The organism is Streptococcus sp. NLN64, assembly GCF_015831295.1.
GTDB lineage: Bacteria > Bacillota > Bacilli > Lactobacillales > Streptococcaceae > Streptococcus.
Genome location: NZ_JADXDQ010000007.1, coordinates 1 through 26,268 on the forward strand (window position 1 = coordinate 1; position 26,268 = coordinate 26,268).

General features: G+C 39.3%; 14 protein-coding genes. 12 read left to right on the top strand and 2 right to left on the bottom strand.

Going from position 1 to position 26,268, the window contains the following annotated elements:
* Positions 1 to 305 precede the first annotated feature (305 nt).
* The 6 genes from I2503_RS01955 to I2503_RS01980 all read left to right on the top strand — a co-directional run bounded on the left by I2503_RS01955 (position 306) and on the right by I2503_RS01980 (position 9,326).
* Positions 306 to 1,367: a ThiF family adenylyltransferase gene (locus I2503_RS01955; RefSeq protein ID WP_196966848.1), complete on the top strand. Its 1,062-nt coding sequence runs from the start codon at positions 306 to 308 to the stop codon at positions 1,365 to 1,367.
* Positions 1,368 to 2,354, top strand: a complete 987-nt coding sequence (locus tag I2503_RS01960; RefSeq protein WP_196966849.1) for a hypothetical protein — start codon at positions 1,368 to 1,370, stop codon at positions 2,352 to 2,354.
* Positions 2,347 to 3,027, top strand: a complete 681-nt coding sequence (locus I2503_RS01965) for an alpha/beta hydrolase (protein WP_196966850.1) — start codon at positions 2,347 to 2,349, stop codon at positions 3,025 to 3,027. The genes I2503_RS01960 and I2503_RS01965 overlap by 8 nt, the downstream gene beginning before the upstream one ends.
* A 266-nt stretch (positions 3,028 to 3,293) precedes the next feature.
* Positions 3,294 to 5,183 carry a M13-type metalloendopeptidase gene (locus tag I2503_RS01970; RefSeq protein ID WP_196966851.1) on the top strand — a complete coding sequence of 630 codons (1,890 nt, stop codon included), beginning with the start codon at positions 3,294 to 3,296 and terminating at the stop codon, positions 5,181 to 5,183.
* Positions 5,184 to 5,834: 651 nt separating this feature from the next.
* Complete coding sequence (locus I2503_RS01975) at positions 5,835 to 6,809, top strand: hypothetical protein (protein ID WP_196966852.1); 975 nt, start codon at positions 5,835 to 5,837, stop codon at positions 6,807 to 6,809.
* A 21-nt stretch (positions 6,810 to 6,830) separates the two neighbouring features.
* Positions 6,831 to 9,326 (top strand): SEC10/PgrA surface exclusion domain-containing protein, encoded by a 2,496-nt coding sequence (locus I2503_RS01980; protein ID WP_196966853.1) that lies wholly within the window; start codon positions 6,831 to 6,833, stop codon positions 9,324 to 9,326.
* Positions 9,327 to 9,420: 94 nt separating this feature from the next.
* Here the strand turns inward: I2503_RS01980 and I2503_RS01985 are convergent, their stop codons facing one another.
* A complete protein-coding gene (locus I2503_RS01985; protein ID WP_196966854.1) occupies positions 9,421 to 9,711 on the bottom strand; it encodes a helix-turn-helix transcriptional regulator in 291 nt (96 codons plus the stop codon).
* A 406-nt stretch (positions 9,712 to 10,117) separates the two neighbouring features.
* On the opposite strand from I2503_RS01985, the gene leuS reads away from it, so the two are divergent.
* Complete coding sequence (gene leuS / locus I2503_RS01990) at positions 10,118 to 12,619, top strand: leucine--tRNA ligase (protein ID WP_196966864.1); 2,502 nt, start codon at positions 10,118 to 10,120, stop codon at positions 12,617 to 12,619.
* A 578-nt stretch (positions 12,620 to 13,197) separates the two neighbouring features.
* On the opposite strand, the gene I2503_RS01995 is transcribed toward leuS, so the two are convergent.
* The gene (locus I2503_RS01995; protein WP_196092260.1) at positions 13,198 to 14,184 is read right to left on the bottom strand and encodes an MFS transporter; all 987 of its coding nucleotides are present in this window, start codon (positions 14,182 to 14,184) and stop codon (positions 13,198 to 13,200) included.
* Between the two features lie 155 nt (positions 14,185 to 14,339).
* Here I2503_RS01995 and I2503_RS02000 point away from each other — a divergent pair, with 155 nt between their 5' ends.
* From I2503_RS02000 to I2503_RS09845, 5 genes are all read left to right on the top strand, one after another.
* Complete coding sequence (locus I2503_RS02000) at positions 14,340 to 15,305, top strand: Rgg/GadR/MutR family transcriptional regulator (RefSeq protein ID WP_247644664.1); 966 nt, start codon at positions 14,340 to 14,342, stop codon at positions 15,303 to 15,305.
* 378 nt (positions 15,306 to 15,683) lie between these two features.
* Positions 15,684 to 16,910 carry a transporter gene (locus tag I2503_RS02005; protein WP_196092283.1) on the top strand — a complete coding sequence of 409 codons (1,227 nt, stop codon included), beginning with the start codon at positions 15,684 to 15,686 and terminating at the stop codon, positions 16,908 to 16,910.
* Positions 16,911 to 17,110: 200 nt separating this feature from the next.
* Entirely contained in the window at positions 17,111 to 17,611 is a 501-nt protein-coding gene (locus tag I2503_RS02010) for a transposase (RefSeq protein ID WP_196966855.1), read from the top strand.
* A 399-nt stretch (positions 17,612 to 18,010) separates the two neighbouring features.
* Entirely contained in the window at positions 18,011 to 19,828 is a 1,818-nt protein-coding gene (gene glmS / locus I2503_RS02015) for a glutamine--fructose-6-phosphate transaminase (isomerizing) (protein WP_196092281.1), read from the top strand.
* 621 nt (positions 19,829 to 20,449) lie between these two features.
* Positions 20,450 to 26,239, top strand: coding sequence for a DUF445 family protein (locus tag I2503_RS09845; RefSeq protein WP_196966856.1), 5,790 nt, complete (start codon positions 20,450 to 20,452; stop codon positions 26,237 to 26,239).
* Positions 26,240 to 26,268 lie beyond the last annotated feature (29 nt).

A 26,268-nucleotide genomic window follows, 5' to 3' on the forward strand; every position in this document is an offset into this window, starting at 1 on the left:
TGTGTTTGTGATGGATTCGCGAGATAATGTACTTGGCTTTGCATATCATGTCCTCAATTCGTGGTGGTTTTGAGTTTATGATACGCAAAGTTTTTTATTATTTCCAGGATTAACTAGCACAACGAGTGAGGAAATATTTATGAAGAATATTGTAGTCGATAATAAAGTGGTAGAACCAAAAAAGAAAATTAAAATTAAAAAATTAGATGATGTTAAAGCATTATTAATTTGTCATAGATGGTAATTTTTATGAGGGTTCTTCTATACTGTGTAGAAGAACCTTTTTGTTTGGAATGGGGGTACATATGAAGTTAATTATAAATTCAATAATTCATCCTATTTTTAGAACAGGAGATTCCTATTATTTTAAATATAACAATAAGTTTGTTGGAATTGAAAATATTGAAATTGTAGTTTTCTTAATTGAATTATTTGATAAGAATGAGGAAATTTTATTTGATGAATTAATTAAATTATTTGAAAGAGATTTGGATTTTACAGAAGAAGAATCGAGAGAAATTATAGAAGATTTAATAGATGTTGGTTTTCTTACGGAGAAAGTTGAGAAGGATAGGTATTTTACAAACACTTTGTTTTTTAGCTTATTTGATAACAAAAATAAAAGTCGATATCAAGAAATATTAAAGAATTCTGAAGTTTGTATTTTAGGTTTGGGAGGCTCCTCACTTATTGTCCAACAATTAGCACAGATTGGGATTGGAAAAATATCTGGATTGGATTTTGATATATTGGAGGAATCAAATTTAAATAGGCAAGTTATTTATAAAGAACAAGATATTGGTAAATTAAAAAATGAAGCTTTGAAGGCAAATCTAAATGAGATAAATTCTAAAATAGTTTATGATTTTCAGAATATAAGAGTCGTATCACGTGAAAGTATTAGAAAAGTTATATCAACTGCTGATATTGTTATTGTTGCATTAGATGAACCGATAATAGATTCTTCTATTTGGATCTATGATGAATGTAAGTCTCAAAATAAAAAAGTAATCAGTGGTGGAGTTTGGGGAGATTCGATAGTGTATACATATTTTGATTATTCATTACCGAACCAACCTTGTTATAGATGTATGTTTAATGAGGATATAAAACAAGCGAATCTTGGAATGGACTATGCGATTAATATTAAGGGTAAATCATATTCTAATTTTAATACCACAACTATATTTGTGGGCGGTGTTTTGGCTGGGATTATTTCAACGGAGATAGTTAAAATTTTGACAAATTATGCCTCTCCTATTGTTTCGGGAGAAATGCTATCAATTAATACTAGTACATGGGATTTAATTAAAGAGAAAATACGATTAGATGGATTGTGCGTTATATGTAGACAAGAGGAATTTTAGATGGATAACAGGTTTTTGTTATTTGATGATTATGTAATTAATACTGATGAAAAGGTTATAGGTTTTATTGGTAAAGATATATATTTAGAATTTGATAATGATGGCATAGAACTTTTTGAATTTTTAGAAAAAGTTGATAGATTATATACTTTGGAGGAACTAAAAAATAGATTTAGTTTAATTGACTTAGATTCTTTAATTATCACTTTTGAAGAGATGGGCTTAGTTGAGTATGTGTATGATGGTAAACGGTCATTTGATGTAAAAGGCACTGGATCCAAGCATAGGTATATTAGTTCCGTGTATGTTTTTTCATGTTTAATTTTATTATTTAATTTGAATTTGATGTTCAGACATTTAAAGGATATATTTGTTTTAGATGTTTCATATTATCAAAATCCAATTAAATTATTTATACTGATGTTTATTTTGGATATGATTTTATCTTTAATTCATGAAGGTGGTCATTATATTGCTGCTCATTTATTAGGAGTAAGATCAAGATTAAATATTTCTCATAGATCTATTATTTTTTTAGTTTTTGAGTGTAAAATGAATGGAGTCTGGTTATTATCTAAGAAACTAAGGATATTTCCAATATTAGGTGGTATTTTAATGGATAACATGATTATTTTTATTACGAGTATTTTGTTATTCATTTTTAATATTAATTCAAATCTAATGATTTTAATATTATTTTCGGAATATACAAAAATGATTCATCATTTATTGATACCTTTTAAAACAGATTTATATTATTTAATAATGTTTTATTGTCATGGAATGAAGCGTGAAGAAATAATTTTGAAGATATTTAATTTATTGGGGCTATTATTTCTGCTACCTTTAGTATTTATTTATTTTATTCAGTTAAGCAATTTATTATATTTCATGAATGATAGTACTTTATTAGATAATGCAATTGTTGTTTTAATATTGATTTTACCTGTTGTTGCGTACTTGAGAGAGAGGTTCAAAAATGCTTGACTATTTATTCTTTTCTCCACTTGGTTGGAGTAGATATGTTTGGGATAAGGTATTAAGGGATGAGAGATTTTTGAACAACTCATTTGATATTATTGAATTTACTAATGAGTCGTTCTCTAGCTTGACAGAGAATTCTATTGATGAAATTTTGGACGGAAAACTATCTTTAGTTTCAGAGTTGGGAACAGTTATTACATCATCTTTTGGTACAGCTGTTTTTGTAAACTATTTGAAAAAAAGAGATATTATGGTAAGTAACTTAATTGTTATTGATGGTTTAGAAAGTATTCCATCATTAGATGAATTAGATTTGATGTTTTCTGACATTAAAAAGGTAAAATATTATCAAATATCAGATTATTATTCTGAAATACTTACAGAAGATGAACAAAAAGATCAAGATTTGAAGATGATTTTAAATAAAAATTTAGTGAATTATGGAGATTATTATTTACCAATACTTGATGAAATGAATACGAAATTATATCTTTCTATTTATTCTAAGAGAAATATATTAAGTGATCTGAATACTGTATTAAGCAAAATCAATAATGTTATAATTTTTTCTACTCATAAAGTTGAATTACCGCATATTTTAATTGATGAAAAAGATCATTTATTAATGCTGACGAATCCTAATAGATTATTAGATGCAATTTTTAGTTTTGATTAATGTCATAAGAGATATGAAACCTTTGTTTTGAATTTTACTTTATACTTTATCAGGATACATACGTATATTTTTCTTAAAAATAACAATTTTTCGGAAAGAAGTGATTGAATAATCGAGTTTCACAGGAGACGGACAAGTGTCACGTAGACAGACTAAAAGCCTACAGAATAGTCTTTTAGTCTGTATTCAACTGCCCCCTGACATTCATGTCATGTTAGGGATTGCCTATTTATGGTATGATAGTAGGAAAAGAATGGAGGTTTCCTATGGTACGTCGACAAGATGATTTTTATGATGCGATCAATGGTGAGTGGGCTGCGACTGCGGTTATTCCTGAGGACAAAGCTCGCACAGGTGGCTTTACAGACTTGGCGGATGAGATTGAAGAGCTGTTCTTGGAGAAAACAGATCAGTGGTTGGCAGGTGAGGATCTACCTGAGGATTCTGTTTTGAAGGAATTTGTCGCTTTCCACCGCTTGGCTTCGGATTATGAGAAGCGGGATGCAGATGGTGTTGCTCCTGTCTTACCCCTCCTAGAAGAATATAAGAACCTGACTTATGAGGATTATCGTCAGCGTCTGGCGGAGTTTGAGATGGCGGGGACACCGAATTTCCTTCCTTTTGGTGTCGCTCCGGACTTTATGAATGCTCGGATTAATGTTTTGTGGGCAGATGCGCCTGGAACGATCTTGCCGGATACTTCTTATTATGCGGAAGATCATCCGCAGAAAGAAGAGTTGTTGGCTCTTTGGCGTTCTTCTATGGAGGAGCTTCTGGCTAAATTCCCATTTACGGACGAAGAAATTGCGGATCTCCTTGATAAGAGCTTGGAATTGGACCGTCGGATTGCGGGAGTGGTCCTTTCTAGTGAAGAATCATCTGAATATGCGAAACTCTACCACCCTTATGCTTGGGAGGATTTTAAGGCCATGGTTCCAGAGCTTCCGTTAGGTGATGTTTTCCAAGAAATTCTTGGTCAGGAACCGGATCAAGTGATTGTACCAGAAGAGCGATTTTGGAAGGCTTCTGAGCTTTTCTATTCAGAAGAAGCTTGGCCATATCTTAAGGCAAGTCTGGTCTTGGGAGTGGTTGGGCAAGCGGATGCCTATTTGACAGATGAGATTCGGGTCTTGTCTGGTGCCTATAGTCGGGCCCTTTCTGGAACTCCTGTTCCAATGAGTTTGCAAAAGGCTGCTTATTACTTGGCACAGGGACCATTTAATCAAGCCTTGGGTCTTTGGTATGCGGAGCATTACTTCTCTCCGGAAGCAAAAGCGGATGTGGAAGCTAAGATTCAACGGATGATTGAGGTTTACAAGCGTCGCTTAGAGAACAATGATTGGTTGAGTCCAGAAACTCGTGAAAAGGCCATTGTTAAACTCAATGTCATTCGCCCTTACATTGGTTATCCGGAAGAACTACCTGCTTATTATGCAGACAAGAAAGTAGATCCAGCCCTTTCTCTATTCGAGAATGCCCAAGCTTTGGGACGTGTTTCCATCAAACACGCCTGGTCCAAGTGGAATCAGGAAGTGGACGATAAGGAGTGGGGAATGCCAGCCCATATGGTCAATGCCTACTACAACCCACAGAAAAACCAAATCGTCTTTCCAGCGGCCATTTTGCAGGCTCCATTCTATGATTTGAACCAATCTTCCTCTGCTAATTACGGTGGAATTGGAGCCGTTATTGCCCATGAAATTTCCCATGCTTTTGATACCAATGGTGCCTCTTTCGATGAAAACGGGAGCCTCAATAATTGGTGGACCCAAGCCGATTATGATTCCTTCCAAGAAAGAACCCAAAAAGTGGTGGATCTCTTTGAAGGACAGGATTCTTATGGCGCAAAGGTCAATGGTAAGTTAACCGTGTCGGAGAACGTCGCGGATCTTGGCGGACTCTCAGCAGCCCTCGAGGCAGCTAAGCAAGACCCAGACTACTCCGCCCAAGCCTTCTTCGAAAATCACGCGCTCATCTGGCGCATGAAAGGCCGGGAAGAATTCATGAAAATGATGGCAGCCGTGGACGTTCACGCACCAGCTAAACTGCGTGTCAACCTCCAATTGCCAAACTTCGATGAGTTTTTCCAAACCTTCGATGTTACAGACCAAGACGGCATGTGGCGAGACCCAGCCGATCGCATTCAGATTTGGTAAAAATTAATATGTAAACAACCTCTTTTTGGTGGATGGTGAGAAATCACCTGAAACCAGAAAGAGGATTTTTTGTTGCTGTTTTGATGGAGCTGACTATTTGAACTGAAGTTGTGGCAAATATGTAAGAGTATATGATTTATTAATGTGATTTCATGATAAAGCGATTTAGTATGATAATCGGTTTATGTTTAGGCTTATAAGCTAGTAGTTTCGTTCTTATTTAGATTTTTATCTTTATATATTATTTTGAAACTAAGAGTTTCCATGCTATTTTTATTTGATTTATAAATACTATAATGTTTGCGATGATAGACATCTTAAAAATCAAGAAAATGAAAAAGATATTGTTTTTCTTTTAATGATTATGTGTTTAAGAGGAGGAGAAGAGCCAAAGAATTTTTACTATTGTTTTTGTAAATGAAAGGCCAGGTATTTTCAAGAAATTTGATGTTAAAAAGAATGCTAAATTGTTTGAAAATACCTTGACAAAATAGGTCGGGGGGGGGGGTAGAATGTTTTAAGTAATGATATACTCTTTTAGTTTATCTTTTATTACTGTGTTATCTCGTCTTGCCGTACTTCAGTACTGTCTACGACTCGCTGCCTTGTACTAAAAGCAAACTAAAAGACTATATTAAAAGGAGATTATTTATGTCACAGAGAACCATTATGGATTTTAATAGAGACGAGTTAATGGCTATACTAAGCTATGTATATTATTTTGGAAGAGATATTTCAGAGGTCGACGCACATGTTATAAGTTTACAAGACAAACTGCAAACTAATGAACAGGAAATTCAAAAACAAAGAGCAACAGACTCAGTAAAATTTTTACCTATTCTTATGGCGATAGCTTATGCAGTTTCTTCATTATTTCCAAGTTTTCAAAATGGATTCGGTGGGATTATATTTATTACAACTTTTATTTACTCATTGTATGAAATTGGAAGAAGTAAAACCAGTGAGAAACCATGGCGTGTAAAAAATATAATAATTTCCCTTTTCATTGCTATATCCGTGGGATATAGTATGGATTACACATCAGGTATACTCGGTTTAATTGGAGGAGTTATAGGTGTTTATGTGTTTGCTGTTGTCATTCTGCCACCAATAATTAAGCTACTGACAACTAATAAACAAGTAAACACTGAGGAAGTAGATAGCAGTACCAAGGTTAGTTCTAAATTACAAGAATTGATTGACTATCGTAGGGAGGTTGAAAACGAATTAGAAATTGGACAGATTCAGCTGAATGCGTTAGTTAATAATGAGTCCTTTCAGTACTTTTTAAACCTAATTCCTGAGAATTTTAGAACTTTTGAAGACTTATCGGGAATGCTTGTTCTCTTACAAGATTTTCGAGTTTCTAATTTTCAGGAGGCTGCTAATACTTGGAGAACAGAACAGCATCAGCAAAAATTACAGGCTCAACAAGAAAATATGATTGTTCAATTAGATGCGCAATTGGAGGATAGTGCTACTTATTTTGAGGGATTAACCAGTACAATAGAGACCCTTGTTGATGAGCAAAGACTAACAACAGAGGAATTAGAAAAATTGAATAAAAATGTAACATGGATACATTCTAGACCAATTAGGGTAGATGTAGAAGTAACACAGAAATAGAGAAAAAAGGGGAGAATCATAATGAAACTAAAAACATCATTAACTCTTGGAGCTGCTGCTATCGCAGCCACCGCAACTAACGTATCTGCGGATGAACAACCAACTGTTACCGCTCCAGAAACAAATATTCAAACTCAAAACCAAACACAAACTGTGACGCTCGCAGAACAAGAAACAATCGTCTCAAATACTGAAAATGAGCTCGCCCAAGCAAATAATCAAGCAGCGACGGCTTTTGAAAATCTTCAAACAGCTGAAAACAACTATAAAGAAGCTGAAAACTTACTTGCAGAATCTAAAGATCCGCTAACGACCGAAAAATTACAAGCAGAAATCGAAGAAACCAATAAACTTATTGAGCGTCAAGAATTGAATATCACAGAAACTACTGTGAAAATTCAAAAAAAAGAAGCTGAAATCAAAGAGCAGTCACCTGTTACTGAAAAAGCGACAAACGACGTTAAAGATCAAGAGCAAGTCGTTAAATCTGCTGAACAAAATGCAAAAGAAGCAAAAGATATTCTTGCAGGACTTGGAGAAGACAAACTTAAAGCAGAAATCAACAATCTAACCAAAGAGGTTGCTGAAAAACAAACAACAGTAGACGCTCTGACAAAAGAAGTTGAAGCGGCACGAAAATCTGATGAAGAAAAAGCTAAAGCTATTGATGAAACAAAAGCTGCGCTAAATCAAGCAGAAAATGACAAAACAGCTAAAACAACAAACTTGTCAAAACAAGAACTTGAATTAGAACAAGCTAAGTTAGCTGAACAAGCAGCCCTCACCAAAAAGAATCAACTAGAAGCTCGCGTTAAAGAGCTTAAAGAAAATCAATACAACAAAAATCTTCTCACAATGAGTGATGGTTATATTCGAACCCTTACTGAATACTTAGAATGGCAAGACGAACAACTCCAAAACGGAACATGGAGCGAAACCAGAGAAGAAGGTAATCGTCGTCGCAAGGAATTGAAAAACATCGCTATCAACTTCCTTTATGCTCCCGAAAATGAATTCAAACCTAACAAAGAAGATGATATCGTTGTAGCCACCAACGCTACTATGGATGATCTACCACTCGCCATTCGTGAAGAACTATCTCACTTCGCAGCTGAAATCATCAACGATATCCGTAAGAAATTAGGTTACGAAGGGATGCTTCTTGTAAACAGTGATGCCATTGACATGGCAAAAGACATCGCCCGTAAATCTGATGGATCTGATAACAACTGGTGGAGCCATGATGAAAGAGTCATCACTGCTGAAGCTGCTAAACGCGGTCTAAACAGCGCTGATAACTATTATGAAAATGCAGGATTCCCAAACGCTAACTACAACGAATACACTCTTAACGACCTAAAAGAGAAGATTCATTTCAATATTAAACAGGCGTTCTTTGACGATGACCATGTTGATTGGGGTCACGCTAACTCTCTATCAGGATATAGCAATGCGCACAAAGCTGTTAACGGTCGTCACATCACCTTCCCAGCTAAACCAAGTAAATACTTCGGTCTAGGTATCGGAATTACAGATAACAATCGTTTTCTACAAACTCGATTTATCGCAGTTCGTGAAGACCTAATTGAAGATAAATCTAAGTTCAATACTTCGGCCAATCTAACTGCCCCAGACCGTGAAGAAAAACTCCGCACAGCTGAGAGCGAACTAAAGGCGGCTACTACTGAACACAACGAAAAACAAGTAGCACGCCTAAAAGAAGAACAAGATGTTCATAACGCTAAATCAGAACTAAACAAAGCTGAAAGCGCAGTTCGTGATTTGAATAATCAATTGCAACTTCTAAACAAGGAATCAAACATTCCAGCTTTGGAACAACAACTTGAAAAAGAAACAGCGACTCTCAACAACCGTAAAGTTGCCCTATCAAGCAAAGAACAACAATTAGCAGTTCTACTTAGCGACAAACCTACTAAAGAAGCTAACCTAAAAGCGGCTGAAGAACGTCTCGCTAAAGAAAACGCTACATTAAAACAACTTCAAGAAGTCAAAACTAAAGAAGTTGCTAAATTAGACGCTCTTGTGAAAGAATTAGACGCTCTTAAAGTAACCCTTAGAGAACAAGAAGAAAATCTTAAACTTCTACAAGGTTACAACAAAGAAGATCAAGAAAAACTTGACCTTCTAGCTAATGCTGAAACTATCTACAAGGCCGCTAAGTTAGCCTACGATACAGCTAAAGAAGAATACGAAGCAAGTCTTCAAACAGTTAAAGAGCTTGAAGAGAAACTCGCTCAACAAAAAGAACTTCTGAATAAACTGATTCTTGAGGAGGGACTGAAATCACTTGAGACAGGGGAACATTCTGCAAAAGCAACAATAACTAATGTAGTAAATATTTCCAAAAATATGACTATGGAGTCAGTCTTAGAGGAATCAAATGGAAACTTACCGAATGCAGGAACAGATACAAACGTTGTAAACGTTTCTGCAGCAGCAGGTTTAGCTACTTTAGCTGCTCTTGCAACTGTAAGAAGCCGTCGAAAAAAGAGATAGTAAAAAAATCGTTTTAAAGTGTCTCGCATTCAGATTTGGTAAAAACAACGAGGACAAAAAAGCATCCTGTCTCGAATTTGAGACGGATGCTTTTTCAGGCTTTATCTAGGGGAACGACTGCCAGTGTTTTGCCCAGACTGGCCAATACTTTTAGGATAGTATCCAGTTGTGGACTGGTTTTACCGGTCTCCATCCGAGCTATGACCGGTTGGCTGACGCCGGCGAGTTCACCGAGCTTTTGTTGGCTGAGTCCTTGTTCATTTCGGGCTCTTATCAATTCCAGCATAAGGGCAACTCGTAAGTCGCTTTCTCGAATCTCTTCTGGAGATAGGAGTTCCTCCTGGATGTCTTGCCAATTGCTTCCTATAGCGGAGTTCTTTGTCATGATTTTAACCCTCCTTTAGTAAGTTAGATAGCTGTCTACTAATTATAACTCAAAAGTTATTAAAAAGGTGTGTGAGGGCATATCAATGTTTTTGTGAATAGATAGCTGGAGTAGAAATTGTTGATGTTACTGCTCTGGTGAATATGCAGAGAACAAGAAAAAAGCCCGCTCCCTCTAGGTGCAGGCAGATGTCCGTAAAGGACTATGTCTTCTCAATGCTCGCAAAGGAGCTATGTGTAAGTTTAGTTTACTCTTTATTTTTCTTTCTGTCAAAGATTTATCGTATTTTTAGAATAATTAGTATCTTTTACCTTTCCTCATTCCAATAAACCTGCGGGAATCGCTTGGCTGCTCTACTTTTTTCATGGTATAATAGGAGTAATTTATTGTTAAAGTGAGGCAGATGATGAGCTTTTATAATCACAAAGAAATTGAACCGAAATGGCAGAAGTTCTGGGCGGAGAATCAAACTTTCCGGACTAGAACGGACGCAGATAAACCGAAGTTTTATGCTTTGGATATGTTTCCATATCCATCAGGAGCGGGTCTTCATGTAGGGCATCCAGAAGGTTACACAGCGACGGATATTTTGAGTCGTTACAAGCGCGCTCAAGGCTATAATGTTCTTCACCCAATGGGTTGGGATGCTTTTGGTCTTCCTGCGGAGCAGTATGCTATGGATACGGGGAATGACCCTGCGGAGTTTACAGCGGAGAATATTGCTAACTTTAAGCGTCAGATTAATGCGCTTGGTTTCTCTTATGACTGGGATCGTGAGGTGAACACTACTGATCCGAATTATTACAAGTGGACGCAGTGGATTTTTACCAAGCTTTACGAGAAAGGCTTGGCTTATGAAGCTGAAGTGCCGGTTAACTGGGTCGAAGAGTTGGGGACTGCGATTGCCAACGAAGAGGTGCTTCCTGATGGGACTTCTGAGCGTGGGGGGTATCCGGTTGTCCGCAAGCCAATGCGTCAGTGGATGTTGAAGATTACAGCCTATGCGGATCGTCTGTTGGAAGACTTGGAAGAGTTAGACTGGCCTGAGTCTATCAAGGATATGCAGCGGAACTGGATTGGTAAGTCTTCTGGGGCGACTGTTCATTTTAAGATTAAGGGGCATGAGGAGACTTTCTCTGTCTTTACAACCCGTGTAGACACGCTTTTTGGGGCTAGTTATGCTGTTTTGGCTCCGGAGCATGCCTTGGTGGATGTGATAACAACACCTGAGCAGGCAGAGGCAGTGGCTGAGTACAAGCGTCAGGCTAGTCTCAAGTCTGACTTGGCTCGGACAGATTTGGCCAAGGAGAAGACGGGTGCCTTTACGGGTGCTTATGCTATCAACCCTGCCAACGGCAAAGAAATTCCAATCTGGATCGCTGATTATGTCTTGGCTAGCTACGGAACAGGTGCGGTGATGGCGGTTCCTGCTCATGATGCGCGTGACTGGGAATTTGCGAAGGTTTATGATCTTCCGCTCCTCCCTGTTATTGAAGGTGGCGATGTTGAGAAGGAAGTCTATACCGGAGATGGGCCGCATATTCATTCGGAGTTTTTAGATGGTTTAAATACCGAAGAGGCTAAAGCCCGCATGACGGCATGGTTAGAAGAAAAAGGGATGGGCGAAGAGACCATCACCTACCGTCTACGTGACTGGCTCTTTAGTCGCCAACGTTATTGGGGTGAACCAATTCCGATCATCCATTGGGAAGATGGGACTTCCACAGCTGTTCCAGAAGACCAGCTACCGCTTGTCCTTCCAAAAACAGATGATATCAAACCATCTGGTACTGGGGAAAGCCCATTGGCCAACCTCACCGATTGGTTAGAAGTAACACGTGAAGATGGTGTCAAAGGGCGTCGGGAAACCAACACCATGCCGCAATGGGCTGGTTCCAGCTGGTATTACCTCCGCTACATCGATCCTCATAACACAGAGAAATTAGCCGATGAGGATTTGCTCAAGATGTGGTTGCCAGTCGATATCTATATCGGTGGTGCCGAGCATGCCGTTTTACACTTGCTCTATGCCCGCTTCTGGCACAAGTTCCTTTATGACCTCGGCGTGGTACCAACCAAGGAGCCATTCCAAAAACTCTTTAACCAAGGTATGATTTTGGGAACCAGTTATCGTGATGGCCGAGGTGCTTTGGTCGCAAGCGATAAGGTTGAAAAACGAGATGGATCCTTCTTTAATATTGAGACCGGTGAAGAGTTGGAACAAACACCAGCTAAGATGTCCAAATCCCTCAAAAACGTCGTCAACCCTGACGATGTGATTGAGCAATTCGGGGCTGACACACTGCGGGTTTACGAAATGTTTATGGGGCCATTGGATGCTTCCATCGCTTGGAGTGAAGAAGGTCTGGAAGGAAGTCGGAAATTCTTGGATCGGGTTTACCGCCTCATCACCAGCAAGGAAATCACTGACCAAAACGATGGTCAGCTAGACAAGGTCTACCACGAAACCGTTAAAGCTGTAACCGAGCAGATTGAAGACTACAAGTTCAACACAGCCATTGCCCAATTGATGATCTTCGTCAATGCGGCTAATAAGGCTGACAAGCTCTACAAAGGCTATGCCCAAGGCTTTGTTCAACTCTTGGCACCATTCGCGCCACACTTGGCTGAAGAACTCTGGCAAACCTTGACTGCTTCAGGCGAGTCCATCAGCTATGTAGCATGGCCAAGCTATGATGAGAGCTTCTTAATCGAAGACGAAGTTGAAATCGTCGTTCAAATCAAAGGGAAAGTCCGCGCCAAACTCATGGTTGCCAAAGACCTTTCCAAAGAAGACCTCGAAGCAACAGTCCTCGCCAACGAAAAAGTTCAATCCGAAATTGCAGGAAAAGAAATCATCAAAGTCATCGCAGTACCAAACAAACTGGTTAATATTGTGGTGAAATAACCGAAAAGTGAAAACCTTCCAAGGCAGAAAGGCCTTGGAAGGTTTTTGTAGGTGAAGAATGGATTATTTTAGGATAGGCTACCTGGGTTTTCCTGACGTCTTACTTGTTATCGTAGCGGATGTGATATCTGGCTTATTGCTCTATTTCATCTGCAAATGGCTGGATAGCAAGGAAAAATAAGTTTGCCAGCCTAAATGCGCTCGTTAATCAAATTTGAACGTAAAAACCCCTAGAACTGCGGCAACAGTCTAGGGGTTTGGCGTTGCTATGAACGTTTTTCCTGTAACTTTATTGTACAGGAAGGATAGGTTTTGTCAAATGTTAGGGTTCCTGTGTACCTCCTTTTACATATCATATCTGTGTTTCCCCACAAAAACTACCAGTGCTAAAGAACAGATAAATCCAATCAATAAGATCCAGTTAAGCGGGAGAAGAACCAGAAGGGTAGAGAAACACAATTGGGCTAGAAGGATACTTCCTTGTAAAAAAGTTCCAATACTTGCGTTAAGAATTCCTAGACGTTCAGTGGGTAGATGACTGAGTAAAAATGCAGATATTTTCGGACCGACACAGCCCATCAGGTTCCCATGAGGGTGATGCAAACGAAAACAGGCCAAGCTTGTTGCAGAATCAGGAAACCAAATAGGGGAAGGGATAGGACCGCTGTTAAAAAGATAAACCTTGATAACTTCCAACCCTTAAGTGCAGTACTCACTAAGATGTTTCCCAGTATTGAACTTAGGGAAATGAGAATAGAGATGCCAGCGACAGTGGCAGCGGGGTTAATAATGGAAAAGGATTCGTTAATAGCCATAATGGCTAAAATAAGTGGAATGAGAATGGAAAACAAAGCATTGATACTGGATAGGATCGTTATTAAGGGTAGAATTTGAGGGGATTCTCGAACATCTTTTAGAGCTTGTTGGAACATAGCGAAAAATGGCTGTGGCTTGCGAGGAGTGCTGTCTTGATAAGATAGAATTTTATCGAGTTGTGTTTTAAACAGGAAAAGAATTCCAGCAGCTAGGAGAAAAGTTCCTGCATTGAGAAAGGCGAGCTGGCTAAAAGAAATCCAGGTTACTAAAATAGCTCCCATTGCTTGAAATAGGATTGCGGCACTAGAAACTACTCCTTGACTGGTGCCTAAGATTTGTTCTCTATCAGCTTCGGGAAGTAGCTGTACTTGAATTGGAAGAAAGAGACTATTTTCATATTTACCAGCTAGGTCAGAAAAGAAATTGATAGCAACCAAACTGATAACGAGGATGAGGGCAGGATTAAATTGTAGGAGAAAACCGGCTCCAAGATAGAGCAGAAATCGGAACAGTTGACTACTAATGATGGCTAGCACTTTCTGCTGAGTCTGATCTGCCCAATAGCCGAGAAAAACGCTGAAAATAATAGGAAGAGACTCAGAAATGCTGACGAGCGCAATCGCTGCTTGTTTTTCAGGCACCAGCAGAATATAGTTCATGAGGGCTAAACTGTAGAGTGTATCACCTAAATCTGAAATCAGATTACTGAAAAAGGTAGCGGTGTATAATTTGTACTTCTTAAGATTCATCTTGTTCTCCTTTATTTTTTCTCCATTATAAGTCTGATTTAGGGGAGTGACTCACCTGTTACATATTTACAAAAAATATTAGAGAAAGGCAGCCTCGTTTCAGGATATTTATGTGTTCCCGCATCCTTTTAAAATAAAAAAGGAGTAACTTCAAATTGAAGTTGCTTCCTTTTTATTTTATGGTTTATAATTGTCTTAATAATGAACTGAAAGTTTGGAAAGGTGTTTCTGGTATGGAGAGAGATAGAACAGTTGAATTAGGTGAGTTTTACAAAGAGATGCGCCTTGCTCGTAGAGTTAAGCAAAAAGATGTTGTTCGGAATCATTTTTCAGTGTCACAACTTTCAAAATTTGAGGCGGGTCAAAGTATGCTGACAGCAGATAAACTATTATATGCCATAGAAGGTATCAATATGTCATTCTCAGAGTTTGCCCTTGCTTTAAGGGATTATCAACCGCTAGAAACTGACAGGCTAATAGCACAAATTTCACAATTGACAATGGAGAGGGATCTTGATGGATTAAAAAATCTCCTCAAATTACATGAGGAAAGTGATCGTTTATATGATAGGCTTAATAGTTTTATAATAAAATCAGGAATCTCCATTTTTGAACCGGGGTATGAATTTTCTGAGGAAGATAGGAGTTTGTTGACAAGATATCTATTTGATATAGAACAATGGACAGCTTACGAGCTTCACCTTTTTGGTAATGCGATGTCACTGCTAACAGATATGGATTTACTATTCTTAGGTAAAGAATTGGTAAAAAAATCGAAACTTTACCTCTCCCTGACCAATTTTCAGATTGGATTGAAACGCCTATATATAAATCTTATATCAGAATTAATTGAACGTGAACAAGGAACTCATATTGAGTTCTTTGTTGATCAATTAAAATCATTGCTTGCTCTAACCGATGTATTTGAAAAGATTGTATTAGATTTTTTAATCTGTGCCAAATCCTATCTACTGGATAAAAAAGTCACTCGATACGAGGTAGAGTTATACATACGGAAAGTAAGGGACTTTGGTTGTATTCCGTTATCAGAATATTTGACTGATAGGCTAGTACATATGGAACTTATATTAAGAAAAGATGAAGATACAGAAGACAAATAAAAGTTTAGTAAGTACATAGTTTTAACGATTTTTTCATGATTTTATCCTTCTTTTGAATTGTTTGGAATATTGTAATATAGAATGAGGACTAGCTCAAATTTAAATAGTATTATAGCCAGATCTGTAGAGTGGATACTTGAAAATATGAAAGTAGTTTGAAGTTTTATTTCATATTTTCAAATAGATTATTTTACTTAATTACTAGGTTATAATGAATTTAATTCAATGAGCAGTTTATAAAAGAAATTACGATAGTAGAAGAACTATCTATGTCTTCCATGTATCAGTTATTTCATTTAGATTTAAAGGAGTCCGTCGAAAATTATACGGGTGAGATAAATCGTTTCATTGAAAAGGAGTTTTTGGAGGAATTGATTCATGAAACTTTTGCGTAGAAATAGATCGTTTGCTGCCTTAGCTTATTCAACTTTTTTTAATAGACTTGGAACGGCAATGTATAACCTTGTTTTCATTGCATTTGCAGCAACAGTGAGTGAGAGTGAGCTAGCAGTTGCAATAGCAAATATCATTGTTTTGATTCCAGTTTTAGTAACATTTTTTGTTGGAATAAAAGCGGATGAGACGAGAGAAAAAACCAAGTTTTTTGTGTATTTGGGCTTTGTTCAAGCTCTTTTATTTGTAGGTGTAGCTTTTTTGACTCAGAGTGCGACTTGGTTATCTTTCTCCATTATTTGTCTGTTTAATATCTTTTCAGATATTATTGGAGATTATCGGGGCGGTTTGGAATTGCCGATTTTTCAGCATACTGTAGCGGAAGAGGATTTGATGGAGGCTCATTCGATTAATCAATTCCTTTCTTACATTTGTAATCTAGTTGGTCAGGCTCTAGGAGTCTATTTATTAGCTTTCTCAAACGACAATTTTATGTTGGTTGCTGGTTTAAATGCAATTTTATTTTTAGCTTCAACACTTGTTCTTTTTAAATATCGTCAATTTTTGACTCATGATCCTATTACTCAAAGCGAGAAAAAAACAGTTATTGTTCAATTTAAAGAGGTTTATATAGGTTTAAGAGAGGTTTTCCAGAAGTCGGAAACAGACTATTTTGGATTGATGCTGGTGGTTATTTTATTGTTAAATGGACTGGGTTCAGCTTTGACATCCATTTATAACATTTATTTTTTAACTCGCCCGCTTTTCGAACTGAGCTTTAGTCAATCGATTCTTACTATTCAAATGATTATGGTCATCTTTAGTATGATTGGTGCTTTGACTCCTCATGATTATTTTGCAAAATTACGTTTGGTATCCATTATCTATTTGGATTCTCTTGCAATTTTGGTGATTGCGATTAACAATAGTCTTGGTGGTTCGCAGATTCTTTCACTAGCTAGTTTGGCATTTATAGCTTATCTAGGTGGGAAAATAAATCCAAAGTTAAATAGTTTGTTGATGGCTTCTTTACCTAGTGATGTTTTGGCTCGTAGTGGGAGTTTCCTATCTCTATTATTCATGCTTGCAATGCCACTCGGTTCTACTGTGTTCTCCATTGTTAGTTTAGCCAATATGCAGTGGACATGGGCTTTATATTTAGTGATTACAATTCTTGTTGTAGTGATGTCTCGAAAACTAGTTAGTGACTAGTATATTATTGCTTTGTGAGGTGTACTAGTTTTTCATGGCTATTAAAAGAGATATGAGTATTTGGCTTGATAGGATTAAAATGATATACCTCTAGTTATTCAGCCGAACACTTTATTATGAAATTTTGTTAACAAAAAGCTCAAGCAATAGACTTGGTTGAAGCCATGAATGGAAAGCTCTCCAGCGAGGACTGTTTTCTCATGTCACAAAGTCTAATACAATATCGCATGATACAGAGTCTCATTGAGGATTTGGATAAGCATATTAAATCCTATATAAATAAACACTTCCCCGAAGAATATCAATTATTAATGACTGTACCTGGGGTAAGCGAAAACGCAGCTGCTGTTATTTTAGCGGAAATTGGTCCTGATGTAGATGCTTTTCCAACAGATGGACACCTAGCCTCATGGGCTGGTCTATGTCCAGGTTCCTATGAAAGTGCTGGTATTAAAAAATCCTCGCGAATAACGCAAGGAAATAAATACTTAAAACATGCCTTAACGATCTCGGGTATGATAGCAGGTCACTCCAAAGATCCAGCTTTCTCATCTTTATACAATCGAGTTTCCCAAAGAGGAAGTAAGATGAAGGCTGTTATTGCTTGTGCTCATAAGATACTAAGAATTGTCTACAAACTTTTGGAAACACGTCAAACTTATGAAGCAGTAAAAGCATTAGGGATGCGGCAACACCCTTAAGACATCTTTAAATATGTTCATCTTAAGTATAACACAGATAGTGTTTTTTTGCGCTTTTTTACTGTGTTATTTTCAAATAAAAATATTAGAGTAGCATGAAGGATTGAGATATTACTTCATGCTACTCTTTTTTTCTGATTTAAGTTTAGCAAGTAGCGAAGGCGGGATAGAAAAACATCAGTTACTATCTATGCACGCGCAAAATAAACCAGAGCACTTGACTCACCTGTTACATATTTACAAAATGGAGAGAAATTTTGCCTTGTTTTCGTATATTTATTTGTTCTTGCACCTATACCAATCCTTGCTCCTTGACAAAGAGAGATGAAAAAACTATAATCTTGTCAGTTAATTCACAAAAGTCGAATTAGACTATACCAATTTTGGAGGAATACAATTATGTGTGGAATTGTTGGTGTTGTGGGAAATCCCAATGCAACAGATATTCTTTTACAAGGATTAGAAAAGCTTGAGTACCGTGGTTATGATTCAGCTGGTGTCTATGTTTCAAATGGTTCTCAATCTGGTCGTTTGGTGAAATCCAATGGTCGGATTGCGGATTTGGAAGCCAAGGTTGGTGAAAACTTAGAAGGTTTTGCTGGGATTGGTCATACTCGATGGGCGACTCACGGAAAACCTAGTGAGCTTAATGCCCATCCACACCAATCAGAATCTGGTCGTTTGGTCATGGTTCACAATGGGGTGATTGAGAACTATGCCGAGATTCGCGATCAGTATTTGGCTGGCCACCATTTCCAAGGTCAGACGGATACAGAAATCGCCGTACACCTTGTTGGTCACTTTGTGGATACTGAAGGTTTGAGCGTTTTGGAAGCCTTCAAAAAAGCTCTCAATATTATTGAAGGTTCTTACGCCTTTGCCTTGATGGACACAGAGAATCCAGAAACTCTTTACGTTGCTAAGAATAAATCTCCACTCTTGATTGGTTTGGGCGATGGTTATAATATGGTTGGCTCAGATGCCATGGCTATGATTCGTGAAACCAGTGAGTTTAAAGAAATTCATGACAAAGAATTGGTTGTTGTGGAGAAAGACCAAGTCACTATCACGGATTATGCAGGCAATCCGGTAGAGCGTGACAGCTATACTGCGGAGTTGGACTTGTCCGATATTGGTAAAGGCACCTACCCTTACTATATGTTGAAAGAAATCGATGAGCAGCCAACCGTGATGCGTAAACTCATCTCCACTTATGCGGATGCGGATGGCAAGATGAAGGTTGATCCAGCTATCGTGCAAGCCGTGCAAGAAGCAGACCGTCTTTACATCATTGCTGCGGGTACTTCTTATAATGCCGGCTTTGCGTCTAAGAAGATGTTGGAAGAGCTGACAGATACGCCTGTGGAATTGGGAATTGCCTCTGAGTGGGGTTATGAAATGCCTCTTTTGAGCCAGAAACCACTCTTTATCTTCCTAACCCAATCAGGGGAAACTGCAGATAGTCGCCAGGTTTTGGTCAAAGCCAATGAAATGGGAATTCCAAGCTTGACGGTGACCAACGTACCTGGTTCTACCCTATCCCGTGAAGCGACGCATACTCTCCTTCTCCATGCGGGGCCAGAAATTGCGGTTGCTTCTACCAAAGCCTACACTGCGCAGATCGCAGCCCTTGCCTTTTTAGCCAAAGCAGTTGGCGAAGCCAATGGAAATGCGAAGGCAGAGGCCTTCGACTTGGTGCATGAGTTGTCTATCGTTGCGCAATCCATTGAGGCTAGCCTTTCTGAAAAAGATTTGATTGATAGTAAGGTTCGGAGTCTTTTGGAAACAACCCGCAATGCCTTCTATATCGGCCGTGGCCAGGATTACTATGTGGCTATGGAAGCGAGTTTGAAATTGAAGGAAGTGTCTTACATTCAGACAGAAGGATTTGCGGCAGGTGAGTTGAAACACGGAACTATTTCCTTGATTGAAGATGGTGTTCCTGTCATTGCCTTGCTTTCTGCCAATGAGAAAGTGGCTGCTCATACCCGTGGAAATATTGCCGAAGTGCAAGCCCGTGGAGCTAATGTCTTGACCATTGTTGAAGAAGGTGTGGCGCGTGAAGATGACGATATCCTTGTTAACCAAGTTCACCCATATCTCTCTACGATTGCCATGGTTATCCCAACCCAATTGATCGCTTATTATGCGACTCTTCACCGCGGTTTAGACGTCGATAAACCAAGAAATTTAGCGAAATCTGTTACTGTAGAATAAGAAGAAAAAGCGATTATTTCTACGGTTCAATAAAAGCGAACAATTGTTATTGGTTTCGCTCTCCTATCTGCACCTCAAACAGCCTTTTTGCTGTTTGACCGAATCAAGTACTGTGTAAAAGTTATTCCACTAACTAAAATAGGAAGGTTGAGACGTTTATCCCAGCCTCTTCCTGCGGAACGAATGTATTGGATGCAATTTCTCAGCAGAAAATATCGCAAAACCACACTGAAGTTTCTGGCAACTCAGTCTATTTTCAAGTGATATAGTCTTTTAGTCCAAGGTAGCAAGGCGTAGACAGCTCAAAATCTCTCCCAGAGATTTTGAGCTTGCTGAGACACTTTCGAAGAAAGTTTCAAATAAGTACGGCAAGACGAGCTAACACAGTAATAAAAGATAAACTAAAAGAGTATAACTCCGATGAATCTCGAGTTCTGTCACTGTTTCGTAGGCAGTCTAATGTAAAATAGGAAAGAAGCGGTCGTTTGTACCGCTTTCTTTTATTCCTAAAAATAGAGGTACACCCGTCGAAAAAACGTTTTCATAGGGGTGGGCACTTGAATTTGAGGAATCACTGTTATAAAATGGTAACTATTAATTTTTCCGAAAGGATGTATTTGAGTGAAGAACAAAGATGTAAAATATGAAGAATCCTATCGCCATACTCGTGTAAGAATGCATAAATCTGGTAAGCATTGGGTTCGGACAATTATGTCAAAAGTAGGTGCCATTCGCCTTGGTTCTAAGGTGACACCGGTACTTCGAAAAACAAAGACAGATGATGATTTTACTCGTAGCCCTATCTCCCCAGAAACTGTTTTAAAAGGGGCTGGTGCCATTGCTGCTTTATTAGGGGGTGCAGCCTTAGGGACTGATCAAGCATTTGCGGAAGAAACCGTTCTTTCTTCTGAGTTGGCTACAACAGTTATGGTTGATCAAGATGAGATTTCTCTCCCGCAAAGTCAGGAGGTAGAATCTCAATCTGTTTCCATTGAAACAAGTACTTCCACCGTAGATCATCAAAGAGCTAGTGAAGAGGCATTGTCTACCGAACAGTCGCTATCACTTGAGATCTCTCAATCTCTTTCACTTTCTGAGAGTCAATCCCTTTCTGTTTCTGAATCTATTTCAGCTTCTGAATCTTTATCCGTATCCGTAAGCCAGTCTCTTTCAAGTTCAGAATCCTTGTCTGAATCCCTGAGTCAGGAATCGGTTTCTACTTCGCAGTCACTTTCCCTCTCGGAATCTGTAAGTCGCTCGGAATCCTTGACGAGTGAATTCTCTACAGAGCAGGTGACGAAGCAAGCGGACGAGGACGCTAAATCCCAAGCTTTGAAGCGTCTTGAGACGGTTACAACTACTGCAGAAAATTTTGTTGAGGGTGTAGAGGAGAGAACCAGTAGGCAATCAAGTGCAGATTTAGCCGCGGCTTTAGTGGCTAGTCGAGCAGACATTGTAGCAGGAAAAGCTCTACTAGCTCAAGGAACAGTCAGTCTTGCGGACATCCAAACCACAATAGCTTCTATTTCGAATAGTACCCAGGCTTTAGCAACAGAGCTCTTAAAAGAGGGTCGGACAAGGAATACTGGACGTACTCAGGTAACTGGTGACCAGATTCGTATTCTACGTGCCAATACCCTTAGCACGACCGCGACTAGTCGTACCGTAAATTCTTGGGATGAGTTTGCAAGCGCCTTACAAGATAGCTCGATTACGGAAATCAATTTAGGCTCTAGTTTAACGGCTACTTCCAATGCTGTTTATACAGGAAATACGGTTGTCATTAAAGGGAATGGGAATAGCTTAAATTTAGGAAATTACACCATTAATTCGTCAACCGTTGACATGACCCTCGATAATGTAACTTTGAATACCAGTAATACATCAGGTCCTTTTGTTGTAACGGGTGACGGGAACATTACCTATAAGGATTCGACCATTTCAGGAATCATGTACGATGGTAGCGGGAATAGGTCAACTGGGAATGTCACCATCACAATTGATGGTACAGTAACAAATACAAACTCTGTTGTGAAGACCACTGCAACTAACCGTGGGGCTAATATCAACATGGCAGCGAAAGTGGTGACAACAGCGGGTAGTGTCTTGAACATGAACCGGGCTGCTGATGGTGATGGAATCCGTGTGATAGCGGGTGGTTCTGTCGAACTTGGGAACTATAGTAAGGTGATGATCACCCTTAAAAATGGGGATGCTACAGATTTAGTAAGTACGCAAAAATCTTCCAATGTTGAAAACTACAACACAGCTATTCGTGCTGGTCAGCCAAATCAGAAGGTCGCTGGTTCTGTTATCACAGGGGCTTATTCTCAATTGGACTTGAAGGTTGGACAGGGTGTTGGGATTGTCCTGGGACAACAAGTCAATAATCCTAGTACTTCTACAAATATCGAGAGTACGAAAGGAAATACGGGGCAAAACACAATTTCCATTGGTGAAAATGCCACCTTTAATTTCTATGGTCGGGCTGGAGTCTATATGGGAGACCAGTCAAACTTTATTGCCAATGATGGTGCTCAGGTGACCTTCCAGAACTTTGGAAATGGTGCTGCCATTGATATGGGAGATGATGCTAACCTTCATGTCAAGAGTCAAGCTGTGATGGATCTCCAGTCTGATGGCAAGGAATTTGGTAGCTATGCTTTTGGAAATTACATTGGTCTTAACGATCGCAGTTCCCTTCGGGTTGAAAAAAATGGGACTCTTAAGGTTAAATTAACGAATCATAAGGTTAACTACGATGACGTCATCAATCTGAACGGAACAGCGAATGGCTATACAGAATTTTATGCAGGTGAAAACTCTGTTGTTGATTTGCAAACAGACAACACAGACTATTATGCAGAATTGATTTCGGTTCCTTTAGGTGGAAATAGCGGATCAGCCTTTAATTTCGACAATGTAAAATACCTGAACCTTGAAAAGACTCGTCCAAATGTGGGACACCCAAATAGTCAAAGACTTCCAAGTGGGGCTTTGGTCTTCTTTAGTGGAGATGGAACCTTCAAAGGGAATGGAAATTATCGGATTTCTAAGTGGCAAAATGGTTCTGATACGCAAGGGACTCCTTTAAATGTGTGGTATGGAGTCTCCGAGTTTAGTATGCAATATAAGGACTTCAGTGGAAGCAGAAATCCATTTACGATTGATACAACCTTTACAGACACAAGTATCAGTGGAGATGGAGCTGGAACCCAGTCTGGAGTTGCACTGAATAACTTAAACGACGGCTTCAATCCTTATCAATCTCAACGGATAACCATTGAAGCAGTAGATCGGACGGGGGAAGAGGTTGAAACTCAAACCACAGTCCAAGACTATAATATTATTTATCGTTATAACCCAGATATTCCTGCTGATACAGCTCGTATTGTACAGCAAGGAAAAGACTCAGTTGTTAGCAGCAAAACAACGACTTATTATATCTATCACACAGACCAAGCTGGTAATGTGACGAAAACTGTGGATAGCAGTAAGGGAACAGATGGTGTTAGCACTGAAACGACAACAGTGATTGAGGGTCAAGACCTCATCATTGAGTATGGTCCTCAAACAGCAACTGTTACCTATTATGATGTCACGGACGGTGGCCGTGTTCAGCTGAAAGTAGATAGTTTTGCAGGAGAAGCTGGGACAGCTATCAATACAGATCCTACAACGGTCGTTACCGAAAATTGGCCGGACTATGTGATTACGAAAGATGAGTTTTCATCCAGCTCTAAGACCTTTTTGCAAGGTGACTATAACTTTGAAAATTTAACCGGATCAACAACTATTACGACCACGGATGGATCTGTTTATCATGTATCTCAAGATGTTGGGACGGAAATAAAACGAACCTTGAGTAGTACGGGTGAAGGTCAGAACTACGATGTTGAGATTGAGAAACGAACAGAATCGGATACGACTTCGGAGTCTCTGAGCGAATCTACCAGTGAATCCGAGAGTCGATCATCTTCTGAATCGATATCCAATTCAGAATCACAGAGCATCTCAGAGTCACAATCCAATAGTATTTCAGAATCAGAGTCAAGATCCATTAGTGAGTCTCTCTCTAACTCTGAGAGTGAATCCTTGTCGAATTCTACGAGTGAATCTTTGTCAAACTCTATTAGTGAGTCCATTTCAGAGTCCCATTCTCACTCTCTAAGTGAGTCTGTTTCCTATTCTATTTCAGAATCCGTGATGGAATCAGTGAGTGAGTCTGTCTCTGAGTCTATTATGGAATCGTTAAGTGAGTCCGTCTCCGAGTCTATTATGGAATCAGTGAGTGAGTCTGTCTCTGAGTCTACTATGGAATCGGTGAGTGAGTCCGTCTCAGAATCCATTATGGAATCGGTAAGCGAGTCCGTCTCAGAATCCATTATGGAATCGGTAAGCGAGTCCGTCTCCGAGTCTATTATGGAATCAGTGAGCGAGTCTGTCTCAGAGTCTACTATGGAATCGGTGAGTGAGTCCGTCTCAGAGTCTATTATGGAATCGGTAAGCGAGTCTGTCTCAGAGTCTACTATGGAATCGGTGAGTGAGTCCGTCTCAGAATCCATTATGGAATCGGTAAGCGAGTCCGTCTCAGAATCCATTATGGAATCGTTAAGCGAGTCCGTCTCCGAGTCCATTATGGAATCGGTGAGTGAGTCCGTCTCCGAGTCTATTATGGAATCGTTAAGTGAGTCCGTCTCCGAGTCTATTATGGAATCAGTGAGCGAGTCTGTCTCAGAGTCTACTATGGAATCGGTGAGTGAGTCCGTCTCCGAGTCTATTATGGAATCGGTAAGCGAGTCCGTCTCCGAGTCTATTATGGAATCGGTGAGTGAGTCCGTCTCCGAGTCTATTATGGAATCGGTAAGTGAGTCCGTCTCCGAGTCTATTATGGAATCAGTGAGCGAGTCTGTCTCAGAGTCTACTATGGAATCGGTGAGTGAGTCCGTCTCAGAATCCATTATGGAATCGGTAAGCGAGTCCGTCTCAGAATCTATTATGGAATCGTTAAGTGAGTCCGTCTCAGAATCTATTATAGAATCGTTAAGTGAGTCCGTCTCCGAGTCCATTATGGAATCCGTAAGCGAGTCCGTCTCCGAGTCTATTATGGAATCGTTAAGTGAGTCCGTGTCTGAGTCCATTATGGAATCGGTGAGTGAGTCCGTCTCCGAATCTATTATGGAATCGTTAAGTGAGTCCGTCTCTGAATCCGTAAGTGAATCCGTTTCTGAGTCTATTTCGGAATCCGTAAGTGAGTCTGTCTCTGAGTCTGTTATGGAATCGGTGAGTGAGTCCGTCTCCGAGTCTATTATGGAATCGTTAAGTGAGTCCGTCTCCGAATCTATTATGGAATCGTTAAGTGAGTCCGTCTCCGAATCTATTATGGAATCGGTGAGTGAGTCCGTCTCAGAGTCTATTTCGGAATCCGTAATCGAGTCCGTCTCTGAATCAGTCTCAGAATCGTTAAGTGAGTCTGTTTCTGAGTCCGTCTCCGAATCGTTAAGCGAATCTGTCTCTGAGTCCATTTCGGAATCCGTAAGCGAGTCTATCTCTGAGTCCGTTTCAGAATCGTTAAGCGAGTCTATCTCTGAGTCCGTTTCAGAATCGTTAAGCGAATCAGTCTCTGAGTCTGTGTCGGAATCCGTAAGTGAATCTGTCTCTGAGTCTGTGTCGGAATCCGTAAGTGAATCCGTTTCTGAGTCTATTTCGGAATCGATAAGTGAGTCTGTCTCTGAGTCTATTTCAGAATCGTTAAGTGAATCCGTTTCTGAGTCTATTTCGGAATCGATAAGTGAGTCTGTCTCAGAGTCCATTTCGGAATCCGTAAGCGAATCTGTTTCTGAGTCCATTTCGGAATCCGTAAGTGAATCCATTTCCGAGTCTATTTCAGAATCGTTAAGCGAGTCTGTCTCTGAGTCTGTGTCAGAATCCGTAAGTGAATCAATTTCTGAGTCTATCTCGGAATCCGTAAGTGAGTCCATCTCCGAGTCCATTTCAGAATCGTTAAGCGAGTCTGTCTCTGAATCCGTCTCAGAATCGATAAGTGAGTCTGTTTCTGAGTCCGTCTCAGAATCCGTAAGTGAATCTATTTCTGAGTCTATCTCGGAATCCGTAAGCGAGTCAGTCTCTGAGTCTATTTCGGAATCAGTGAGCGAGTCCGTCTCAGAATCAGTCTCAGAATCGCTAAGCGAGTCTATCTCCGAGTCCATTTCTGAATCCGTAAGTGAATCCGTCTCAGAATCTAACTCAGAGTCACTCAGTGAATCTCCAGATAAACGTCGACTTCCAAATACAGGTGAAGAGTCTTCGAGCTTTTTAGGTTTAGCTGGTTTGTCTCTCTTCTCAGCCTTGCTTTTTGGTCGTCGGAAAAAGAAAAAAGAGGAAGAATCCTCTTCAACAGACTTGATATAATGAAAAAAGGTTGAGGTTCAGTTTGCCTC

Excerpts from the sequence above, each read along its gene's own strand:
- I2503_RS01960 (WP_196966849.1), top strand. The coding sequence starts at position 1,368 with ATGGATAACAGGTTTTTGTTATTTGATGATTATGTAATTAATACTGAT.
- I2503_RS01985 (WP_196966854.1), bottom strand. The coding sequence starts at position 9,711 with ATGACAAAGAACTCCGCTATAGGAAGCAATTGGCAAGACATCCAGGAG.
- I2503_RS02005 (WP_196092283.1), top strand. The coding sequence starts at position 15,684 with ATGAAACTTTTGCGTAGAAATAGATCGTTTGCTGCCTTAGCTTATTCA.
- I2503_RS01955 (WP_196966848.1), top strand. The coding sequence starts at position 306 with ATGAAGTTAATTATAAATTCAATAATTCATCCTATTTTTAGAACAGGA.
- glmS (WP_196092281.1), top strand. The coding sequence starts at position 18,011 with ATGTGTGGAATTGTTGGTGTTGTGGGAAATCCCAATGCAACAGATATT.
- I2503_RS01965 (WP_196966850.1), top strand. The coding sequence starts at position 2,347 with ATGCTTGACTATTTATTCTTTTCTCCACTTGGTTGGAGTAGATATGTT.
- I2503_RS01975 (WP_196966852.1), top strand. The coding sequence starts at position 5,835 with ATGTCACAGAGAACCATTATGGATTTTAATAGAGACGAGTTAATGGCT.
- I2503_RS01970 (WP_196966851.1), top strand. The coding sequence starts at position 3,294 with ATGGTACGTCGACAAGATGATTTTTATGATGCGATCAATGGTGAGTGG.
- I2503_RS01980 (WP_196966853.1), top strand. The coding sequence starts at position 6,831 with ATGAAACTAAAAACATCATTAACTCTTGGAGCTGCTGCTATCGCAGCC.
- I2503_RS01995 (WP_196092260.1), bottom strand. The coding sequence starts at position 14,184 with ATGAATCTTAAGAAGTACAAATTATACACCGCTACCTTTTTCAGTAAT.
- leuS (WP_196966864.1), top strand. The coding sequence starts at position 10,118 with ATGAGCTTTTATAATCACAAAGAAATTGAACCGAAATGGCAGAAGTTC.
- I2503_RS02010 (WP_196966855.1), top strand. The coding sequence starts at position 17,111 with ATGTCACAAAGTCTAATACAATATCGCATGATACAGAGTCTCATTGAG.